This is a genomic window from Salinicola sp. CPA57 (assembly GCF_003206035.1).
GTDB lineage: Bacteria > Pseudomonadota > Gammaproteobacteria > Pseudomonadales > Halomonadaceae > Salinicola > Salinicola socius.
Genome location: NZ_PZJR01000009.1, coordinates 343687 through 359971 on the forward strand (window position 1 = coordinate 343687; position 16285 = coordinate 359971).

The window sequence follows — 16285 nt, forward strand, 5'->3', positions numbered from 1 at the left end:
ACAAGTCGCGAATCGGGTCACACCCTATCCGGGTCAAGACCACGACCGGCAACGACGTTCATCGGACCTTCGAAAATATTGTCGAATCTCGTGATGAGGATCGCTGAAGATCAGGGGCCAGATTGCCGATAGCCGTTCAGAGCTTTCTGGCTAGGCGCCGAAAGCGTGCGGGAGACACAGAGGAAGCTGCAGGATGATCAATGGTTCCCATATCTCGTCTGTCGAAGAGCACGAGCGCAAGCGATTATCGAAGCTGCGACAGCTCAATCTGCTCGATACGCCTCCCAGCGAGAGTTTCGATCGCATCACGCGTATCGCCAGTGAGCTTTTCAACCTGCCTATCGCCGCCGTTTCGCTCACTGACGAGAATCGTCAATGGTTCAAGTCGCGAGTGGGGATCGATCATTGGGAGATACCGCGTTCCAAGGCGTGCTGCGGGGAAGTTGCCGATTTGTCTCGGGTGGTGGTGATCCCCGATCTGCTCGAATCGCCGCACTACCGCGATAGTCCTCTGGCGCAATCGGGCATCCGCTTTTATGCCGGGGCGCCGTTGCAAACATACGACGGCTATCTCCTGGGGGCGATGTGCGTTCTGGGCAACGAGCCGCGGAGCGTTACAGAACATGAGATAAGCATGCTGAAGGATTTGGCGGCGATGGTCATGGCCCAAATCGAACTGCAGCATGCCTTTGGCAGGCTCGACCCGCTCACCGGGCTATCCAACAGCAGCAAGTTCATCGAGGATCTGGAAGACCGGGCCCGAGATAGGGCCGGCGTAAGCTGTTTTGCGCTCTATATCGAGCTGATCGACATCGCCGAAATGCACTCGTTGCAGCGTGTCCTGGGGCCGGCTTGTCTCGACGATGTGGCGCGCGAGGCGGCGATGCGCCTCCAGCTGGAACTGGGTGTCGGCAACGTTCTCTATCAGGTAGGGCCCTGCCAGTATGCCTACATTCTGGAAAGCGCCGAGCGCTGTCTGGAGGAGAGTGAAGCGCTGGCTATGGCCCTACGCCTCAGGCAAGTGTTGTCGAGCATGCCGCTTGGGGATGCCGTGCTTTTCGTACTGTGTCCGATGGTGGGGGTAGCGCCTTTCCGCTTGGGCGAAAACGTGCCTGCCGATATCCTTCGAACCTCGCACAGTGCTTGCCAGGCGGCCCGTGACAGCGAAATCGGGGTCAGCCTCTTCTCTTCGTCTTTAGACGAGCAGCATTTTCGGCGTTTTGAGCTGATCAACGGTTTTCGTCATGCCCTCGAGGACGTCGGACAGCTACAGCTTGTCTATCAACCGCGAGTGTCCTTGGCCACCGGCCGCTGTGTGGGCGCGGAAGCGCTCATTCGCTGGCAACATCCGACGCTGGGTTCGATCTCCCCTGACGAGTTTATTTCTTTGATCGAGCACACGGCCATGGTGCGGCCGCTGACTGACTGGGTGCTGCGCCACGCTATCCGTCAGGCCGCCGTCTGGCACCGGCGCGGCCGAGTGTTGCAGATGTCGGTCAATATTTCCGCTGCCAACCTCGGTGAGCCGGATTTCAGTGCTCGACTCGAGAGGTATCTGGCCGAGCAGGCTTTACCGGTGGGTGCCCTCGAACTTGAACTGACGGAGAGTGCTCTGATCAGCAACACCCGGACCGCTCGCGAAGCACTCGATGTGCTGGTCAACGCTGGTATCAGACTCGCTATCGATGACTTCGGTACCGGCTATAGCAGCCTGGCTTATTTGCAGGAGGTGCCGGCCGATGTGGTAAAGATCGACCGCTCTTTCGTCGCCCAGATAGATCAGCAAGCCCGCAGCCAGACGTTGATCAAAGCGATGATCTCCATGGCCCAGGAGCTGGGCTATCATGTGGTCGCCGAAGGCGTGGAGACCCAGGAAAGCTATCGGATACTGCAAGCACTGGGCTGCGACGAAGCGCAGGGTTACTGGATGGGCAGGCCGATGACCGCCGAAGCCTTCGACGATTGGTTGGCTGCTCGATAGGAAAACTGTCCGTGACCCATGTTTCGGGCGGATGGTTTCGGGTGGAGGGTTTCGGGCGGATGACGGGGGCTCGTTCACGTCCGGGGCTTTCGGTTGTGGCCCTGATCAACTCGCGTGGCTCTCGAAGGTTTGCGCTCGGATGCGTCGCCGATACAGCGTTGTGGCGCCCTCCGGTTGAACGGTTTTTGTGACTTGTCGACATTTCGCTCTCTAACCGACGACGCCTCGCCACCCATGGAGTGACGAGGCGTCTTTCGGGTCCCTATCGAGCCGGGGCCTGCGAGCGGCCGAGTCAGAAGCTGAGTTTCACGCCACCTTCCAGATAACGATCCTGGGTGTTGTAGCCGTCGACCAGTTGATAGTCCCTGTCGAAGGCGTTTTCCAGCTTGGCCGATAGCTGAATTTCCGGAGTGACCTGCCAGGCGCTGCGCAGGTCGACGACTCCGTAGCCGGCCGTGGTGGTGTCGCCGAAGCTGACAACGTCCACATCCCGGCGATCAGCGGCGCTACGCAGGGTTGCGCCCACGCCCCACTCCGAGAAAGCGTAGTCCGCGTCGATTCGCCCAAAGGTGCGCGCCCGGCGCTGCAGGCGCTCGCCAGTGGAGCGATCCTCCGGGTCCTGATGGGTCAGCGAGGCGCTGATATCGAATCCTCCATGCTCCCAGCCGGTGCTCAGCTCGACGCCACGAATTCGGGCATCGTCGATGTTGATCGGCGTGAAATTGGGGCCGCTGAAGCTGATCAGGTCATCGATATGGGTCTCGAACGCGGTCAAACCGATATGCCAAGATTCGGCGCGCAGACGCCAGAACAGTTCCGTGGTTTCCGACGCTTCGGCATCAAGATCCGGGTTGGCGCCGAAGGGTCCATAAAGTTCCAGGAAGCTGGGTGCCTTGAACGCCGTACCGTAGGTGGCGCCGACCTGCTGGCGTTCGGTCAACTGATAGGCGTAGCCGACGTTGCCGGTGGTGGCATCGCCGAACAGCTGATCGTCATCGTAGCGACCGCCGGCGGAAAGCGAGTGGCGACCATAGTCGCCCTGCCAGTTGGCGTAGAGCCCGTAGTTCTCGCGGGAATCTCGAGCATAGCCATCGTCGCCGTCGGTCAGTTCTTCCTGACGATAGTCGACGCCGAGACCGGCGCTACCGTTATCGAGCCGGAACCGATGAGCGATGCCAAAGTCGTTGCGGCGTGTGGCGGTCTTGCCCTGGTCGTCGCCGGTGATTCGATTCTCCCGGGATTCCCGGGCCTGCCCAGCGGATAGCACCATGTCCCAGCTCCGCGTCAGGTGGCTGGTCAGCGCGGCCTGGGCGAGAAACTGCTCTCCTTTACCACGACAGTCCTCGGAGTAGGGGAAGCCGCAATCGTCGTAGTCGTAATCGGTCGTCGAGCGCAACAACGAGACGTCCAGATCGGCCTTGTCGGCAAAAGCGTGGTTCAGCGAGAGCTGGCCGGTGGCCTGTTCGAAGCCATCGTCATCGGTGCTGTTATCGCGAGCCGAATAGCCGTCGCTTTTCTGGTGGTCGATTAGCGCCGAGAGCCGCGTATCGCCCTGAACCGACGAGAACCAGCCGCTTTGCTGCTGGCTGCTGTCCTCGCCGACGCGCAGGTCGAGGGTCGCGTGCTGGCCATCCTGATCTGCGGTCCGGGTGAGGATGTTGATGACGCCACCGATGGCATCGGCGCCGTAAGCAGCCGCCCGCGGTCCGCGCACGATCTCGATGCGCTGGATGGCGGCGACCGGCAGGAACTCCCAGTTGATGCTGCCGTCGGTGGGTGATGCGATGCGCAGCCCATCGACGAGAACGAGCGTGTGGTCGGAATTGGTGCCGCGCATGAACAGGCTGGTGGTATTGCCGCGACTCCCGTTGCGCGCCAGTTCGATCCCGGCACGCCCCTGCAGCAGTTCGACGAGACTGCCCGCCTGGCTTCGTTCGATCTCGGCGCGATCGATGATGGTGGTGCTGGCCAGCACGTCGGCCTGCGATTGCGGCAGACGATTGGCCGTGACCTGGACGTCGTCGAGCGACTGCTGAACCTGCTGGGCGTGAGCCGATACCGTGGTCATCGCCACGGCGAGTGCGACGCTGGATACGGCGACTTTCTTCTTGTAACGCATGCGATGTGATCCCCAACTGCGTGGCACCATCGAAGATCGCCGACCGGTCGGCCGAGCACGATGGTGCGAAATTCTGACGAATACGCAATGGGAGGACGGACGTGACGATGCCCGCCTCGGACGTCATGGAGTCCGGGCAGGGGAAGCCGCCACTGGATGAGCCCTCCGCATCAACCAGTGAAGAGAAACGTGCCGGTCTCCGGACTCTTGCGCGATGACGCTGGGTCATCCGACACGCACGCCTTCCCATGTCGATGGACGTTCCCTTGACGCGTTGTCCATTCGATCACAGTGGCTGGATGGCCTGGCGGCGCATCCTCGTGGTGTCCAAGGAAATGCCGAATAAATCGGCGAGCAGGATGAAGTGGGCGGCACTCCGTCGCAAGACGCACGGAGCACGGGAACCGGAGCCTATGGGGTATAGGTGAGGATTCCGAGCACCGCGCAATGCAGCGATTCGCCTGCGCAGTCATTTATGCAGTGTTTCCTAACGCGATTACCGTTGCGGGGGCAGTGCGGGGTTCTCACCCGCTTCCCGTGCACACGTCTCTCGACGCGCCGGATTGTCGCAGCTTCCACGCGACAAGTGAATTCCGGATCGGCCCCAGCAACCCCGCGACGGTGCTAACCGTCACGGGGCTGGCGAATCGGGCTCCTGGAGTACCAGTTCCACGCGGCGGTTGCTGGCTCGGCCGGCCGGGGTGTGGTTGTCGGCCAGGGGATGCGTCGAGGCGTAGCCGATCGCTCGCAGCCGATCGCCATCGATACCGGCCAGACGCAGAACCCGCACGACGGCGGAGGCGCGCGCGGCCGACAGTTCCCAGTTGGAGGGGAAGCGGGAGGTCGAGATGGGGACGCTGTCGGTGTGGCCTTCGACCGAGATGGTGCCCTTGAACTCCTCCAGCATCGGGATCAGCTTCTCGACCAGCTGTCGTCCGTTATCGCTGAGCCCGACGGCACTGCTGTCGAACAGCAGATGATCCTGAATGCGCAGGTTGAAGCCGTGGGGAATCGCCGTGACCTCGACGCCGTCGATCTGCGGCAGCACCGGCGCCGGTTCCGCATCGGGCAGATCGAACAGCGGCACGCTGAACGCCATCGGAGCGCCAGTCGTGACCTCGGCGAGGGCTGGCGACGATTGAAATGGCTCGACGGGGGGCGGCGTCGAGTCTGGAGAGTAAAAGCCGACGTCGCTCGCCAGCGGTGCCGGGGAGAGCTGACGCGGCGGCCGATAGAACTCGCCGACGGTCGCCTGGGGGAGCCTGAGCGGCGGTGCCATCGCCGGAATGTGCAGCGGCAGTGCCGTGATCGCCGGGGTGTCGTCGACGTTGCGGTCGACGAGCTGGCCGCCGTAGAGCGCCAGCATCAGCACGAAGAACGTGATCAGCAGCATCAGCATGTCGAGATAGCTCATCAGCCACGAATCGCTCTCGCTGCCGTGCCCGGCGTCGTCGAAAGGGCCATCATCGAACAGCAGGTCGGCGAAGGGGCCGCCGGGAGAGATTGCGGCCTGACTCATGCGGTCTCGGCCGACGCATCGGCGGGTTGAGGCCGGCGGGGATCGCGCATTTCGTCGCGATGCTCGGCACGGTAGGTATTCAGTGCTTCCTCGATGAACGCCGGCAGCCGACGCTTGCTGACCATCGCGATACCTTCCAGGATCAGCGTCATCGCCATCAGCCGGGCCTCGGTGCGGCGTTCGAGCTTGACCGCGATCGGCTTGAACAGCAGGTTGGCCAGCAGAATGCCGTAGAAGGTCGACATCAGCGCCACGGCCAGGCGGGGCCCGATGACCGCAAGATCGCCGGCCTGGATCACCTCGAGCATGTTGATCAGCCCGACCAGCGTGCCCAGCATGCCGAAGGCCGGCGCATAGACGGCCATCGTACGCAGTATCTGCGCCTCGGTACGCTCCTTGGCCTTGACCCGCACCATGCGCCAGCGAAGCATCTCGCGGATCTCTTCCTCGCGGGTGTTGGCGATCACCATCTGCATGCCGGTGCGCAGGAACGGGTTGGTGGTGCTCTCGAGGGCGCCTTCGATGGCGCGGATATTGCCGCGGCTCCAGTGGCGCGACATGTCGATCAGCTGCTCGAGGTCGCTCTCCAGTTCGCTCGCCTGGGGTTCACGGCGGAACACCACGGCGATCTGGCGGCATAGCCGCTGCATCTCCTGAAGGGGGTAGCTGATGAAGCTGGCCGCCAGCGTGCCGGTGAGCACGATCGCCAACCCCGGCAGATTGAAGAAACTGCTCGGGGCCTGAGCGGTGAACAGCACGACGGTCGCCAATAGCAGCGCACTGGCGATGATGCCGATAAGCGTGGAGGGATTCATGAACGGCTCGCAACCTGGAAAACGGGCATGGTGCCCATCTTAAGCGCAGGAGCGTGCCGTCAAAGGCGCTAATTGGCGAGTGTATCAGGCGCTTATCGTTGGCGGTGGTTCATGGCCGCAGCCGGGTCGAGCGACTTCTCTTCACTCCCTCGGCGCGCCGCGGTCTCCTCGGCATGAGTGACGAAGCGCGTGGGATCGTCGCTGATCACGCCGTCGACGCCCCAATCCCAGAGCTTCTCGAAAGTGACCGGGTCGTTGGCGGTATAGCAGAACAGCTTGATCTCCTCGTCGGCGATCTCCTGGGCACGCTTGATCTTCAGCTTGCGCCAATCCAGGTGAAGGCTGTAGGCCGACAGCCGTTCGGTTTCCTGCCACCAGCGCTTGGGCGCCTTGTCGTCGAGCACGCCAAGGCGTAGACGGTCGGGATCGGTTTCCAACGCTCTCGCGGCGGTCAACGCATGGCGGTCGAACGAGGAGACGATCAGCCTGTCGGCCGGCAGCACTGCCAGCGTCGGTGGCAGGGCAGCCTTGACCAGTTCGATGGCATTACGGCCGCGGCACACCTTGAGTTCCAGGTTGAGCCCCATGCCCAGACGCTGGATCAGCGTCAGCATCGCCTCCAGCGTGGCGATCGGCTCGCCACGATACTGGGCGCCGAACCAGCTGCCGGCATCCAGTTTGGCGGCGCTTTCGGCATTGAGCTTGAACAGCTTGCCTCGGCCGTTGGAACAGCGCTTCAAGCCGGCATCGTGCCAGATTACCGGCGTCCCGTCGCCGAGCAGTTGGACGTCGAGCTCGACCCACGCGCAACCGGCGTCATGCGCGGCCTGGACCGCAGACAGGGTATTCTCGGGCGCTCGCGCCGAGAGACCGCGATGGGCGATGTAGCGGGGTGTGTCGCCGCTGCTTGGGGGAGGCGAACTCTGTGTCATGCGTCTGTTATCTCCGGCGATGGCCTACGAGAAGGTGGTCGCCACGGGGCGGATAGAGAAATTCGGTGGTCGAGGCGGGGGTTCCCCACAACCACGTTCGACCTTCATCTACGGCGATGCCGTCGTCAAGACAAGTCGACCACAATATTTTGACAGATTGTCGATGCGTCGTGGGCAGCAGAGACGGGCAGCCGGGGATCGACAAAACGATCGCCGCATTAAAGCAAATGATTCTCATTTGTTGATGTTTTTGCATATTGTTTGCAATAATCCCCCGCCATTGGACGTAAGCCTCCTGAGGCGGCGCCCGAGATCACTAAAAAAATAGCGAAGCAAGGGGGGGAACATGCGATCAAAGGTTACGGTCGTTGCGTGGGGGACACTGTCGATGCTGGTGGTGACACCGGCCGTCGCACTCGACTCGAACGGTCAGGAGCCGTTGATTGTCACCGCGACGCGCTCGGGTACCGAGAAACAGAATTCTCCCCAGGTGGTCCGGGTGATCACGCGGGAGGAACTGGATCAGCAGCGACGCATTACCTCGGACTCTTCCGAAATACTGAGCAACCTGCTACCGGACTATTCGCCGCCGCGCCAGAAAATGAGCGGCAGCGGCGAGACTCTTCGCGGGCGAACCCCGCTGGTGATGATCGATGGCATTCCTCAATCCAATCCCCTGCGTCCTACCGGGCGGGAATTGCACACCATCGATTTCTCGATGATCGATCACATCGAGGTGATCAAGGGCGCTAACGCCACCAACGGCCTGGGCGCCGCCGGTGGCGTCATCAACCTCGTCACCAGGCGCCCCGAGCCGGGCTCGCTCAACCAGCATTTCGAAGCCCAGCTCACCACGCCGACGTCGGAGCTGAATTCAGACACCACCAGTTATCGCACCAACTACGGCGTCAGTGGCAACAGGGATGCAATCGATTATCTGTTCTCGCTGAGCTACGAAGATCAGGGGCTGTATCTGGATGGCGATGACGACGCCATTGGCGTCGATAATACCCAGGGCGATCTGATGGATTCACGCGCCTATGACGTGTTCGGCAAGGTCGCCTACTGGTTAGACGATGACCGCCGGCTGCAGCTCAGCATCAATCACTATCGTCTCGAGGGGCAGAATCACTACGTCAGCGTCGCGGGCGATCGTGAAAACGGGGTACCCACCACCTCGAAGCGTGACGAGCCGGAAGGGAGTGCTCCCTACAACAGGGTCTGGACCACCGGCGTTACCTGGGACGACTACGACCTGGCCGGCATGCACCTGAACGTGCTGGCGTTCTACCAGGACTACGAATCGCTGTTCGGGGCGACCGATTCGGGTACGTTTCAGGATCCCGATATCGCACCGGTCGGTACGCTCTACGACCAGACCATGGCGGAAACCAGCAAGTACGGCCTCAAGACGTCGTTGATCAAGGACGGGCTGTGGGACGATCGCATCAAGCTCACGTTGGGCCTGGACGTCATGCGCGACGATACCGAGCAGTATCTGTGGAGCACGGATCGAACCTACGTGCCCGAGATCCGGTACACCGATATTTCGCCTTTCGTGCAAATGGACTTCAGCCCGATCGAGTCGCTGACCTTCTCGGCCGGCGCGCGCTATGAATATGCCAAGCTCGATATCGACAGCTACCGGACAGTGGCCGCCAATAACGGGGTCGATGTCGATGGTGGCTCGCCCGACTTCGACGAGACGCTCTATAACGCGGGTGTGGTATGGCGTCCCGTCGATGACTGGAGCCTGTTCGCCAACTATTCGGAGGGGTTTGCGATTCCCGACGTCGGCCGCGTGCTGCGTGGCATCAATACGCCGGGGCAGTCAGTCGACAGCTTCGAGAATCTGCGCCCCATCGTCACGGACAATGTCGAAACCGGTGTGCGCTTCGACAACGGTCGTCTGAATGCCGAATTGTCGTACTACGTTTCATCGTCCGACTTCGGCACGCGCCTGACGACACGGGACGACGCCTTCGTGATGCAACGCGAAAAAACCGAAATCGAGGGTATCGAAGCTTCCGTGGGCTACGAGTTTACCGACAGGCACTCGGGAAGAGTGGCCTATTCCCATACCCGGGGGCGCTACGACAGCGATAACAACGGCACGCTCGATTCCAGGCTCAACGGACTCAATGTCGCCCCCGACCGTTTGATCGCGAGCTGGTCCGCTCGATGGTCGCCGAAATGGACCTCGTTCCTGCAGGTCAACCACGCGTTCGACAAGAGCTTCGACGACAGCGCCAATGGCTGGGATACCGACTTCGACGGTTACACGCTGGTCGACGCCGCCGTCGGCTACCAGTTGCCGGTGGGCGAACTGAACGTCGGCATCGCCAACCTGTTCGATAAGCAGTACATCACCTACTACTCCCAGAGTGCGCTCGACAGCCCCAGTGCCGATTACATGAACGACCGCTATTTCGCCGGTCGCGGACGGACGCTGTCCGTGGGCTACAGTGTCGACTTCTAAACGGCCCGGCAAGCGAGCTGATCCTGGGGACCTGTGGCAGGCAAGGGCGCAATGACGCGACGCGAGCTATTGGTCATGGCGCTGGCCCTGGGGGCGGCGCCGGGTGCGGCATTCGCCGCTGGCGACAAGCACGACGCTTCCTCGCCACGCATCGTGACGCTGTTTCAGGGCGCTACCGATACCGCGGTGGCGCTCGGCGTGACGCCGGTCGGGGTGGTGGAGTCGTGGCAGGACAAGCCGATCTATCCCTATCTGCGACAGGCGCTGTCCGGCGTCACTCTGGTAGGGCTCGAGACCCAGCCCAGTCTCGAGGATATCGCGCTGCTGGCTCCTGATCTGATTGTCGCCTCGCGGTTCCGGCATCAGCGCATTGCGCCGCTGCTGTCGGCGCTGGCGCCGGTGCTGATGCTCGACGATATCCACCGATACCGGCGTACATTGCATACCATGGCTCGTGCGCTTCATCGGGAGGGACAAGCGGCGGCGCTGTCGCATACGTTGATGCAACGCATGACGACGCTGCGTCGGCGGTTGGATAGCCGCTTCGGCGACTGCTGGCCATTGACGGTGTCGTTGCTAGACGTTCGCCCTGGCGAAATCCGTAGTTATCTGGCGTCGAGCTTCGGAGGATCGGTACTGGCCGAGCTCGGTTTCGTGTGGAACCTGGCTTCCAGGGAGTCATCCGGGGTGATGCTGCAGTTGGGTGGCGTCGAGAGCTTGCCGGCGATTGATGCCGATGTCTTTTTCATTCTGCATCGCAGGAGCCAATCCGCGGAGACGCACTATCGTCGCTTGCGTGAACATCCGCTTTGGCAGCGCCTGTCGGCGGTTCGCCAGAATCGTGTATGGGAGGTCGATCCGGTCGCCTGGAGCCTGTCCGGGGGCGTTCTGGGAATCTTCGGCATTCTCGACGACCTGGATGCCTGGCTGGCATCAGGCGCTGGGCGCTCATGAGTCTGCGACTGGTGGCGCTGGTGCTGGGTCTGCTGGCGGCGCTTGTGCTGAGCCTGATGGCCGGCGCGCACTGGCTGAGCCCAATCAAGGTGTGGCATGCCCTGTGGTCGCCTTCGGCGACAGACATCGACGATCTGCTGATTCGGACGACGCGCCTGACGCGAACGCTGGTGGCGCTGGTCGTCGGCGCGGGTCTCGGCGTGGCGGGAGGCATCATGCAGACGCTGACGCGCAATCCACTGGCGTCTCCCGGCTTGCTGGGTATCAACGCCGGTGCGCTGTTCGTGGTGGTGTTACTCGTCACGCTGGGTTCCACCTTGCCGATCTGGGCGGCTGGCGCCGGTGCCTTCGTCGGTGCCGGGTTGGCCGCGGCAATGGTGTGGTGGATCGCCATGCGTCGCTCCAGTCAGGCGGGGCCGTTGCGCCTGATTCTGGCCGGGGCGGCGCTGACCGCACTGTTCCATGCCTTTAGCCAGGCACTTCTGGTGATTGATCAGCAGGGGCTGGATTCGGTCCTGTTCTGGCTGGCTGGATCGGTATCCGCGCGGCCGTTGTCGGACATCTGGCCATTGATGCTGTTGTCCATGGTGGCGCTGTCGGCTTGCTGGCCGTTGTCGAGGCAGTGGAACGTGCTGGCTGCCGGAGAATCGGTTGCCGTGGGTGCTGGCGTGGCGATAGGCAGGTTACAGGGCGCGTCGGTGGTACTGATCGTCATACTGGCTGGCGCAGCGGTGGCCATGGCGGGAAACATCGCCTTCGTCGGGTTGATCGTCCCGCATGTGGCACGTCGGCTGGCGGGATCGGATCATCGTCACTGGTTGCCCGCCGCCGCGCTGGTGGGCGCGACGCTACTGCTGCTTGCGGACATCGCCGCGCGCACGCTGATCCTGCCCGGCGAAGTGCCGATCGGTGTGATGACCGCGCTGGTCGGGGCGCCGCTGTTCATGGGGCTCGTCAGACGTCAGGGGGACGTCAATGTCTGAGATCGGCGCGTTACGGATAGGCGCATTTTCCCGCGCGGTCGTCTGGCGATCGTGGCGTCGCGTGGCTATCGTCGCCATGCTGTTGGGGCTCGCCCTTGTGGCATGCCTGTCGCTCGGCAAGGTGCCGTTGCCACCTCACGAGTTGAGGGCAGCGCTGATGGCGCCCGGCAGCGACATCGGTTTGATCGTATGGCAGCTGCGTCTGCCGCGAACGCTGCTGGGTGTCATGGCGGGCGGCGCGCTGGCGCTCTCCGGATGGTTGCTGCAGCAAGTCGTTCGCAATCCTCTGGCCTCACCCGATACGCTGGGCGTGACCGGCGGGGCCAGCGCCGGGGCGGTCTGTTATCTGGCCTTTCTGGCCAGTACGCTCGGCAGCACCTGGCTGCCGTTGGCGGCTGCGACCGGTGCGCTCACCGCGGTGGGATTGGTATACGCAATGGCATGGCAGCAGGGTGTGACACCGTTACGCTTGGTGCTGATGGGCATCGGTCTCTCCGCCATGCTGGCGGCGGTGACGACGTTCGTGCTGCTATCCAGCCCCTTGTCTACCACGCTGTCGGCCTACGTCTGGTTGACCGGCAGTGTCTATGGCAGCAACTGGACCGAGGTTTTGCGACTGGCTTCGTGGTTCGCCGGTGCCTTGCTGATGATGGTGCCGTTGATGCGCTTCGCGTTGCTGGCGTCGCTGGACGACGCGTTGGCAGTCGGCATCGGCGTGCGAGTGCAGTTGTCGCGGGGAACGTTAACGTTGCTCGCGGCGGGGCTGGCAGGCATCGCGGTCGCCTGGGGGGGCGCCATCGCTTTCGTCGGCCTGGTGGCGCCACATCTGGCGAGGCGTCTGGTGCCGGGACCGGGGGCTGCACAGATCGTCATGGCGAGCATGATCGGTAGCGTGATGGTCATCTTGGCGGACCTGCTGGGACGTACGCTTTTTCTACCGCTGGATCTACCCGCCGGCATTTTCGTGGCGGCCGTCGGGGCGCCGTTTTTTCTTGGTCTTCTGATTTGGCAGGTACGCTGACCCATGACGACGATCGCCGCGCATGAACTCAGCTTGGGTTATCAGCGACAAAAGATTCTACACGAGCTGTCTCTGGTGTTGCCGGAAGGCCGGGTATCCGTGCTCGTTGGCAGCAACGGCTGCGGCAAGAGTACGCTGCTGAAGGCGCTGGCGCGCCTGTTGACGCCGTGGCAGGGCAACGTGATTCTCGAGGGATACGACATCCAGCAGCAGCCGACCAAGGCCGTGGCGAGGTTACTGTCGCTGTTGCCGCAGCATCCGGTGGCACCGGAAGGAATTACCGTGCGTCAGCTGGTGCGGCTGGGCCGTCATCCGCATCAAGGCTGGCTGGCGCAATGGTCGGAGCAGGACGAGCGCAAGGTCGAAGAAGCGCTGACGCGCACCGAACTGAACGCGTTTGCGGAGCGTCGTGTCGAGACTCTCTCCGGCGGACAGCGCCAGCGCGCCTGGATCGCCATGGCGGTGGCCCAGGATACTCCCTTGATGCTGCTCGACGAGCCGACATCTTTCCTCGACTTGGCTCACCAGATGGAAGTGCTGGAGTTGTTGGCCAGTCTCAACCGAGAGTCGGGAAAGACCATCGTCATGGTGCTTCACGATCTCAATCTGGCGTGTCGCTACGCCGATCATATCGTGGCGATGCGCGAGGGCCGTATACTCGCGCAGGGTACACCCCATGAGGTGATCACCCGTGAGCGGGTCAAGGAGATCTTCCACCTCGACTGTCAGGTCATCGACGATCCCTATTTCCATACGCCGCTGTGTATTCCGTTTGCCAGGCGGGAGGATGCATGAGCGAAGCGTCCCGCACCCATGGTTTCGATCCTTCGCACTGGCACTACCTGGCAGGCACGCTGCGCTTGAAGTCGGCCGAAAGGGCGGACTCGCGCTCGCTGAACGTCGCCGATTTCCTCGATCCCAGGCGCTGTCGCGAACTGCTCGATCATCTGGGGCCGGTGATAGGGTCCCCCGAGCGGCGCACGACGGCATCGTTGCTGTCGAAACGCCTGGGCTTTCTGCTTACCGGCGCACCGCTATACGCGCTGTCGATATGCGATCGCAGACTCGATCTTTCCGCCTCCAATTGCGTCATCGAATACGCCTACGACGACGGCGTATGGACCTCTTCGTTGCCGCTGTGGACGCTGGAGAGCGAGGCGTTGGCGGCCTCGCGACGCCACAGCGCCCGCAGGGAGACCCTGCATGTGCTGTTCGCGCAGACGATCGTCCCGCTGTGGCAGAGGCTTCGCGAAGTGGGGGGCGTGCCGGAACGCATCCTGTGGGAAAATCTGGCGGTCAGGGTCTATTCGCTCTACGAACGCCGGCTGACCGGACTTGCCTGTACCCATGCCATCCAGCGTCGCGATGAGGACTATCGTTTTTTGCTAGCGGCTGACCCCTCGCTTTTCGGACTAGATTTCAATCCCCTGGCGCGATTCTTCCACGCGCGCACCCGACCGGAAGACAACGATTCGGTCCGTTTTCGGCGGACTTGTTGTCTCTATTTCAAGGCGACCTGTCCACGGGAGTACTGTCAGGCGTGCCCGCTGATCAAGCCGCGAAACCCCGCATGAACCGCTGACTCGAATCTCGCCTGGGCCGCGGCGGGCCCACCGGGGGAGATTATGCTAGGCTGCGCGGCTTATTGCACCGGGCCGAAGCCGCCGGCAGCGCGGCTTATGACACCGGCCCGAAGCCGCCGGCAGCGCGGCTTATGACACCGGCCCGAAGCCGCCGGCAGTGCGCCAAATGGCAACCAGTCAGGAGAAGCATGATGAAGGTCGTCCACGTCAAGAATCCCGAGACCCGTGAAGCGTGTCTCGCCAAGCTGTGCGCCAGCGTCTACGGACAGGAAGCCGGCCTGGCGCCGCTGGTGACTTTCGCCGGCACACAGAGCGTGCTGTTCGAGCAAGAGGCGGCACGACTTTTCGCGCTGACCGAGGACGACGGTACGGTGCTATGTCTTGCGCTGATCTCGTCCGACGTGGACGGCGCGACCATGGAAGTGGGCATGCTGTCGACGCCGGAAGGGAAGGGCAATACCCGCCATAGCCGCCATCTCATCAAAACGCTGGCGGAGAAGGCGCCCCTGCGAGTGACGGCCAGCGACGACGACGGCGAGGCATTCTTCCGGCGTTGCGGCATCGAGCGCTGGGTCGAAGGCGAGGATGGACTGCGTATCGGTCTGGGGCCGCTGCATCCGGCGCCGGTGAAGGGCGTATTGCCCAGCATGGTGCGTTTCAACGCCGACGGCATCGTGCGCACCTTCAAGCAGGAGCCGGAGACGTTCGAGGATTACAAGACGCGTTTCGTCGCCGCGCTGGAACGCTACTCGAATATCTGCTGACGCCGGCGACCGCACGCTCCCGCGGACGCCTGCCAGGGTGGCTGCGTACTCACCGCTCGGCACCGCGACCGCTGTCCACTTGACCCACCTCGAGAATGGCGCTTGGATGGCAGACCGAGCGTCATTAGCCCAATAAGGAAAACGTCATGGCCAAGCGCATTCAGTTCGCCCGCACCGGCGGCCCGGAGGTTCTCGAGACCGTCGACTTCGATCCCGCCACGCCCAAGGCCGGGGAAGTCAGGGTCAAGAACCACGCCATCGGGCTCAACTTCATCGATGTCTATTTTCGCAGCGGGCTCTATCCGGCACCGTCGATGCCGTCCGGACTGGGTACCGAGGGGGCCGGGGTGATCGATGCCGTCGGCGAGGGCGTGACCCATCTCGAAGTGGGAGACCGTGTCGCTTATGCCCAGGGCCCGCTCGGTTCCTACGCCGAATTCCACGTGTTGCCGGCGGACAAGGTCGTCGAGCTGCCGGAGGATATCCCCTTCGAGACGGCGGCTGCGGCCATGCTCAAGGGCCTGACCACGCAGTACCTGCTGCGTCAGACGTTCCCGCTGGAAGGTGGTGAAACCATTCTGTTCCACGCCGCCGCCGGCGGCGTCGGCTCGATCGCCTGCCAGTGGGCCAATGCGCTGGGGGTCAAGGTGATCGGTACCGTGGGTTCCGCCGAAAAGGCCGAGCTGGCGAAAAAGAACGGTGCCTGGGCGACGATCAACTATCGCGAGGAGAACGTGGTCGAACGCGTGCGCGAGTTGACCGACGGTGCGATGGTTCCGGTGGTCTATGATTCCGTCGGCAAGGACACTTGGCTCACTTCGCTGGACTGCCTGGCGCCGCGGGGGCTGATGGTCAGTTTCGGCAACGCCTCCGGCGCCGTCGAAGGCGTCAATGTGGGCATTCTCAACCAGAAGGGCTCGCTCTATCTGACGCGTCCCAGCCTCAACGGTTACGCCGACACGCGCGGGCGCTTCGAGGAGATGTGCCTCGATCTGTTCGATATGCTCGAAAGCGGCAAGGTCAAGGTCGACATCGCCCAGCGCTTCAAGCTGGAGGAGGCCGGCAAGGCGCAGGAAGCCCTGGCATCGCGTCGGACCACGGGATCGACGATTCTCATTCCGTAACCCGATCGGAT

At 62.8% G+C, this 16285-nt stretch carries 13 protein-coding genes and 1 riboswitch; of the genes, 9 read left to right on the forward strand and 4 right to left on the reverse strand.

Annotated features, from left to right (window positions below):
- Nucleotides 1–193 precede the first annotated feature (193 nt).
- Nucleotides 194–1981 (forward strand): GGDEF and EAL domain-containing protein, encoded by a 1788-nt coding sequence (locus DOM36_RS11460; protein WP_110643153.1) that lies wholly within the window; start codon nt 194–196, stop codon nt 1979–1981.
- Between the two features lie 292 nt (nt 1982–2273).
- On the opposite strand, the gene DOM36_RS11465 is transcribed toward DOM36_RS11460, so the two are convergent.
- The 4 genes from DOM36_RS11465 to DOM36_RS11480 all read right to left on the reverse strand — a co-directional run bounded on the left by DOM36_RS11465 (nt 2274) and on the right by DOM36_RS11480 (nt 7366).
- Nucleotides 2274–4100 (reverse strand): TonB-dependent receptor, encoded by a 1827-nt coding sequence (locus DOM36_RS11465; protein WP_198651264.1) that lies wholly within the window; start codon nt 4098–4100, stop codon nt 2274–2276.
- Between the two features lie 428 nt (nt 4101–4528).
- Nucleotides 4529–4637: riboswitch (cobalamin riboswitch) on the reverse strand.
- 94 nt (nt 4638–4731) lie between these two features.
- The gene (locus DOM36_RS11470; RefSeq protein WP_110643155.1) at nt 4732–5619 is read right to left on the reverse strand and encodes an OmpA family protein; all 888 of its coding nucleotides are present in this window, start codon (nt 5617–5619) and stop codon (nt 4732–4734) included.
- Entirely contained in the window at nt 5616–6434 is an 819-nt protein-coding gene (locus DOM36_RS11475) for a MotA/TolQ/ExbB proton channel family protein (protein ID WP_075569106.1), read from the reverse strand. Before DOM36_RS11475 ends, DOM36_RS11470 begins: the two co-directional genes overlap by 4 nt.
- 92 nt (nt 6435–6526) lie before the next feature.
- A complete protein-coding gene (locus tag DOM36_RS11480) occupies nt 6527–7366 on the reverse strand; it encodes a glycerophosphodiester phosphodiesterase family protein (protein WP_110643156.1) in 840 nt (279 codons plus the stop codon).
- Nucleotides 7367–7712: 346 nt separating this feature from the next.
- Here DOM36_RS11480 and DOM36_RS11485 point away from each other — a divergent pair, with 346 nt between their 5' ends.
- From DOM36_RS11485 to DOM36_RS11520, 8 genes are all read left to right on the forward strand, one after another.
- A complete protein-coding gene (locus DOM36_RS11485; RefSeq protein WP_198651265.1) occupies nt 7713–9845 on the forward strand; it encodes a TonB-dependent receptor in 2133 nt (710 codons plus the stop codon).
- Between the two features lie 51 nt (nt 9846–9896).
- Nucleotides 9897–10799, forward strand: a complete 903-nt coding sequence (locus DOM36_RS11490) for an iron-siderophore ABC transporter substrate-binding protein (RefSeq protein ID WP_198651266.1) — start codon at nt 9897–9899, stop codon at nt 10797–10799.
- Nucleotides 10796–11782 (forward strand): iron ABC transporter permease, encoded by a 987-nt coding sequence (locus DOM36_RS11495; protein WP_075569110.1) that lies wholly within the window; start codon nt 10796–10798, stop codon nt 11780–11782. The genes DOM36_RS11490 and DOM36_RS11495 overlap by 4 nt, the downstream gene beginning before the upstream one ends.
- Nucleotides 11775–12803 carry an iron ABC transporter permease gene (locus DOM36_RS11500; protein WP_075569111.1) on the forward strand — a complete coding sequence of 343 codons (1029 nt, stop codon included), beginning with the start codon at nt 11775–11777 and terminating at the stop codon, nt 12801–12803. The genes DOM36_RS11495 and DOM36_RS11500 overlap by 8 nt, the downstream gene beginning before the upstream one ends.
- A 3-nt stretch (nt 12804–12806) precedes the next feature.
- A complete protein-coding gene (locus DOM36_RS11505; RefSeq protein ID WP_075569112.1) occupies nt 12807–13598 on the forward strand; it encodes an ABC transporter ATP-binding protein in 792 nt (263 codons plus the stop codon).
- On the forward strand, nt 13595–14377 hold the full coding sequence (locus DOM36_RS11510; RefSeq protein WP_075569113.1) for an IucA/IucC family C-terminal-domain containing protein: 783 nt from the start codon (nt 13595–13597) through the stop codon (nt 14375–14377). Before DOM36_RS11505 ends, DOM36_RS11510 begins: the two co-directional genes overlap by 4 nt.
- Nucleotides 14378–14574: 197 nt before the next feature.
- Complete coding sequence (locus tag DOM36_RS11515) at nt 14575–15150, forward strand: hypothetical protein (RefSeq protein WP_232823803.1); 576 nt, start codon at nt 14575–14577, stop codon at nt 15148–15150.
- A gap of 146 nt (nt 15151–15296) precedes the next feature.
- On the forward strand, nt 15297–16274 hold the full coding sequence (locus DOM36_RS11520) for an NADPH:quinone reductase (RefSeq protein WP_075570782.1): 978 nt from the start codon (nt 15297–15299) through the stop codon (nt 16272–16274).
- The last annotated feature ends 11 nt before the right edge of the window (nt 16275–16285 follow it).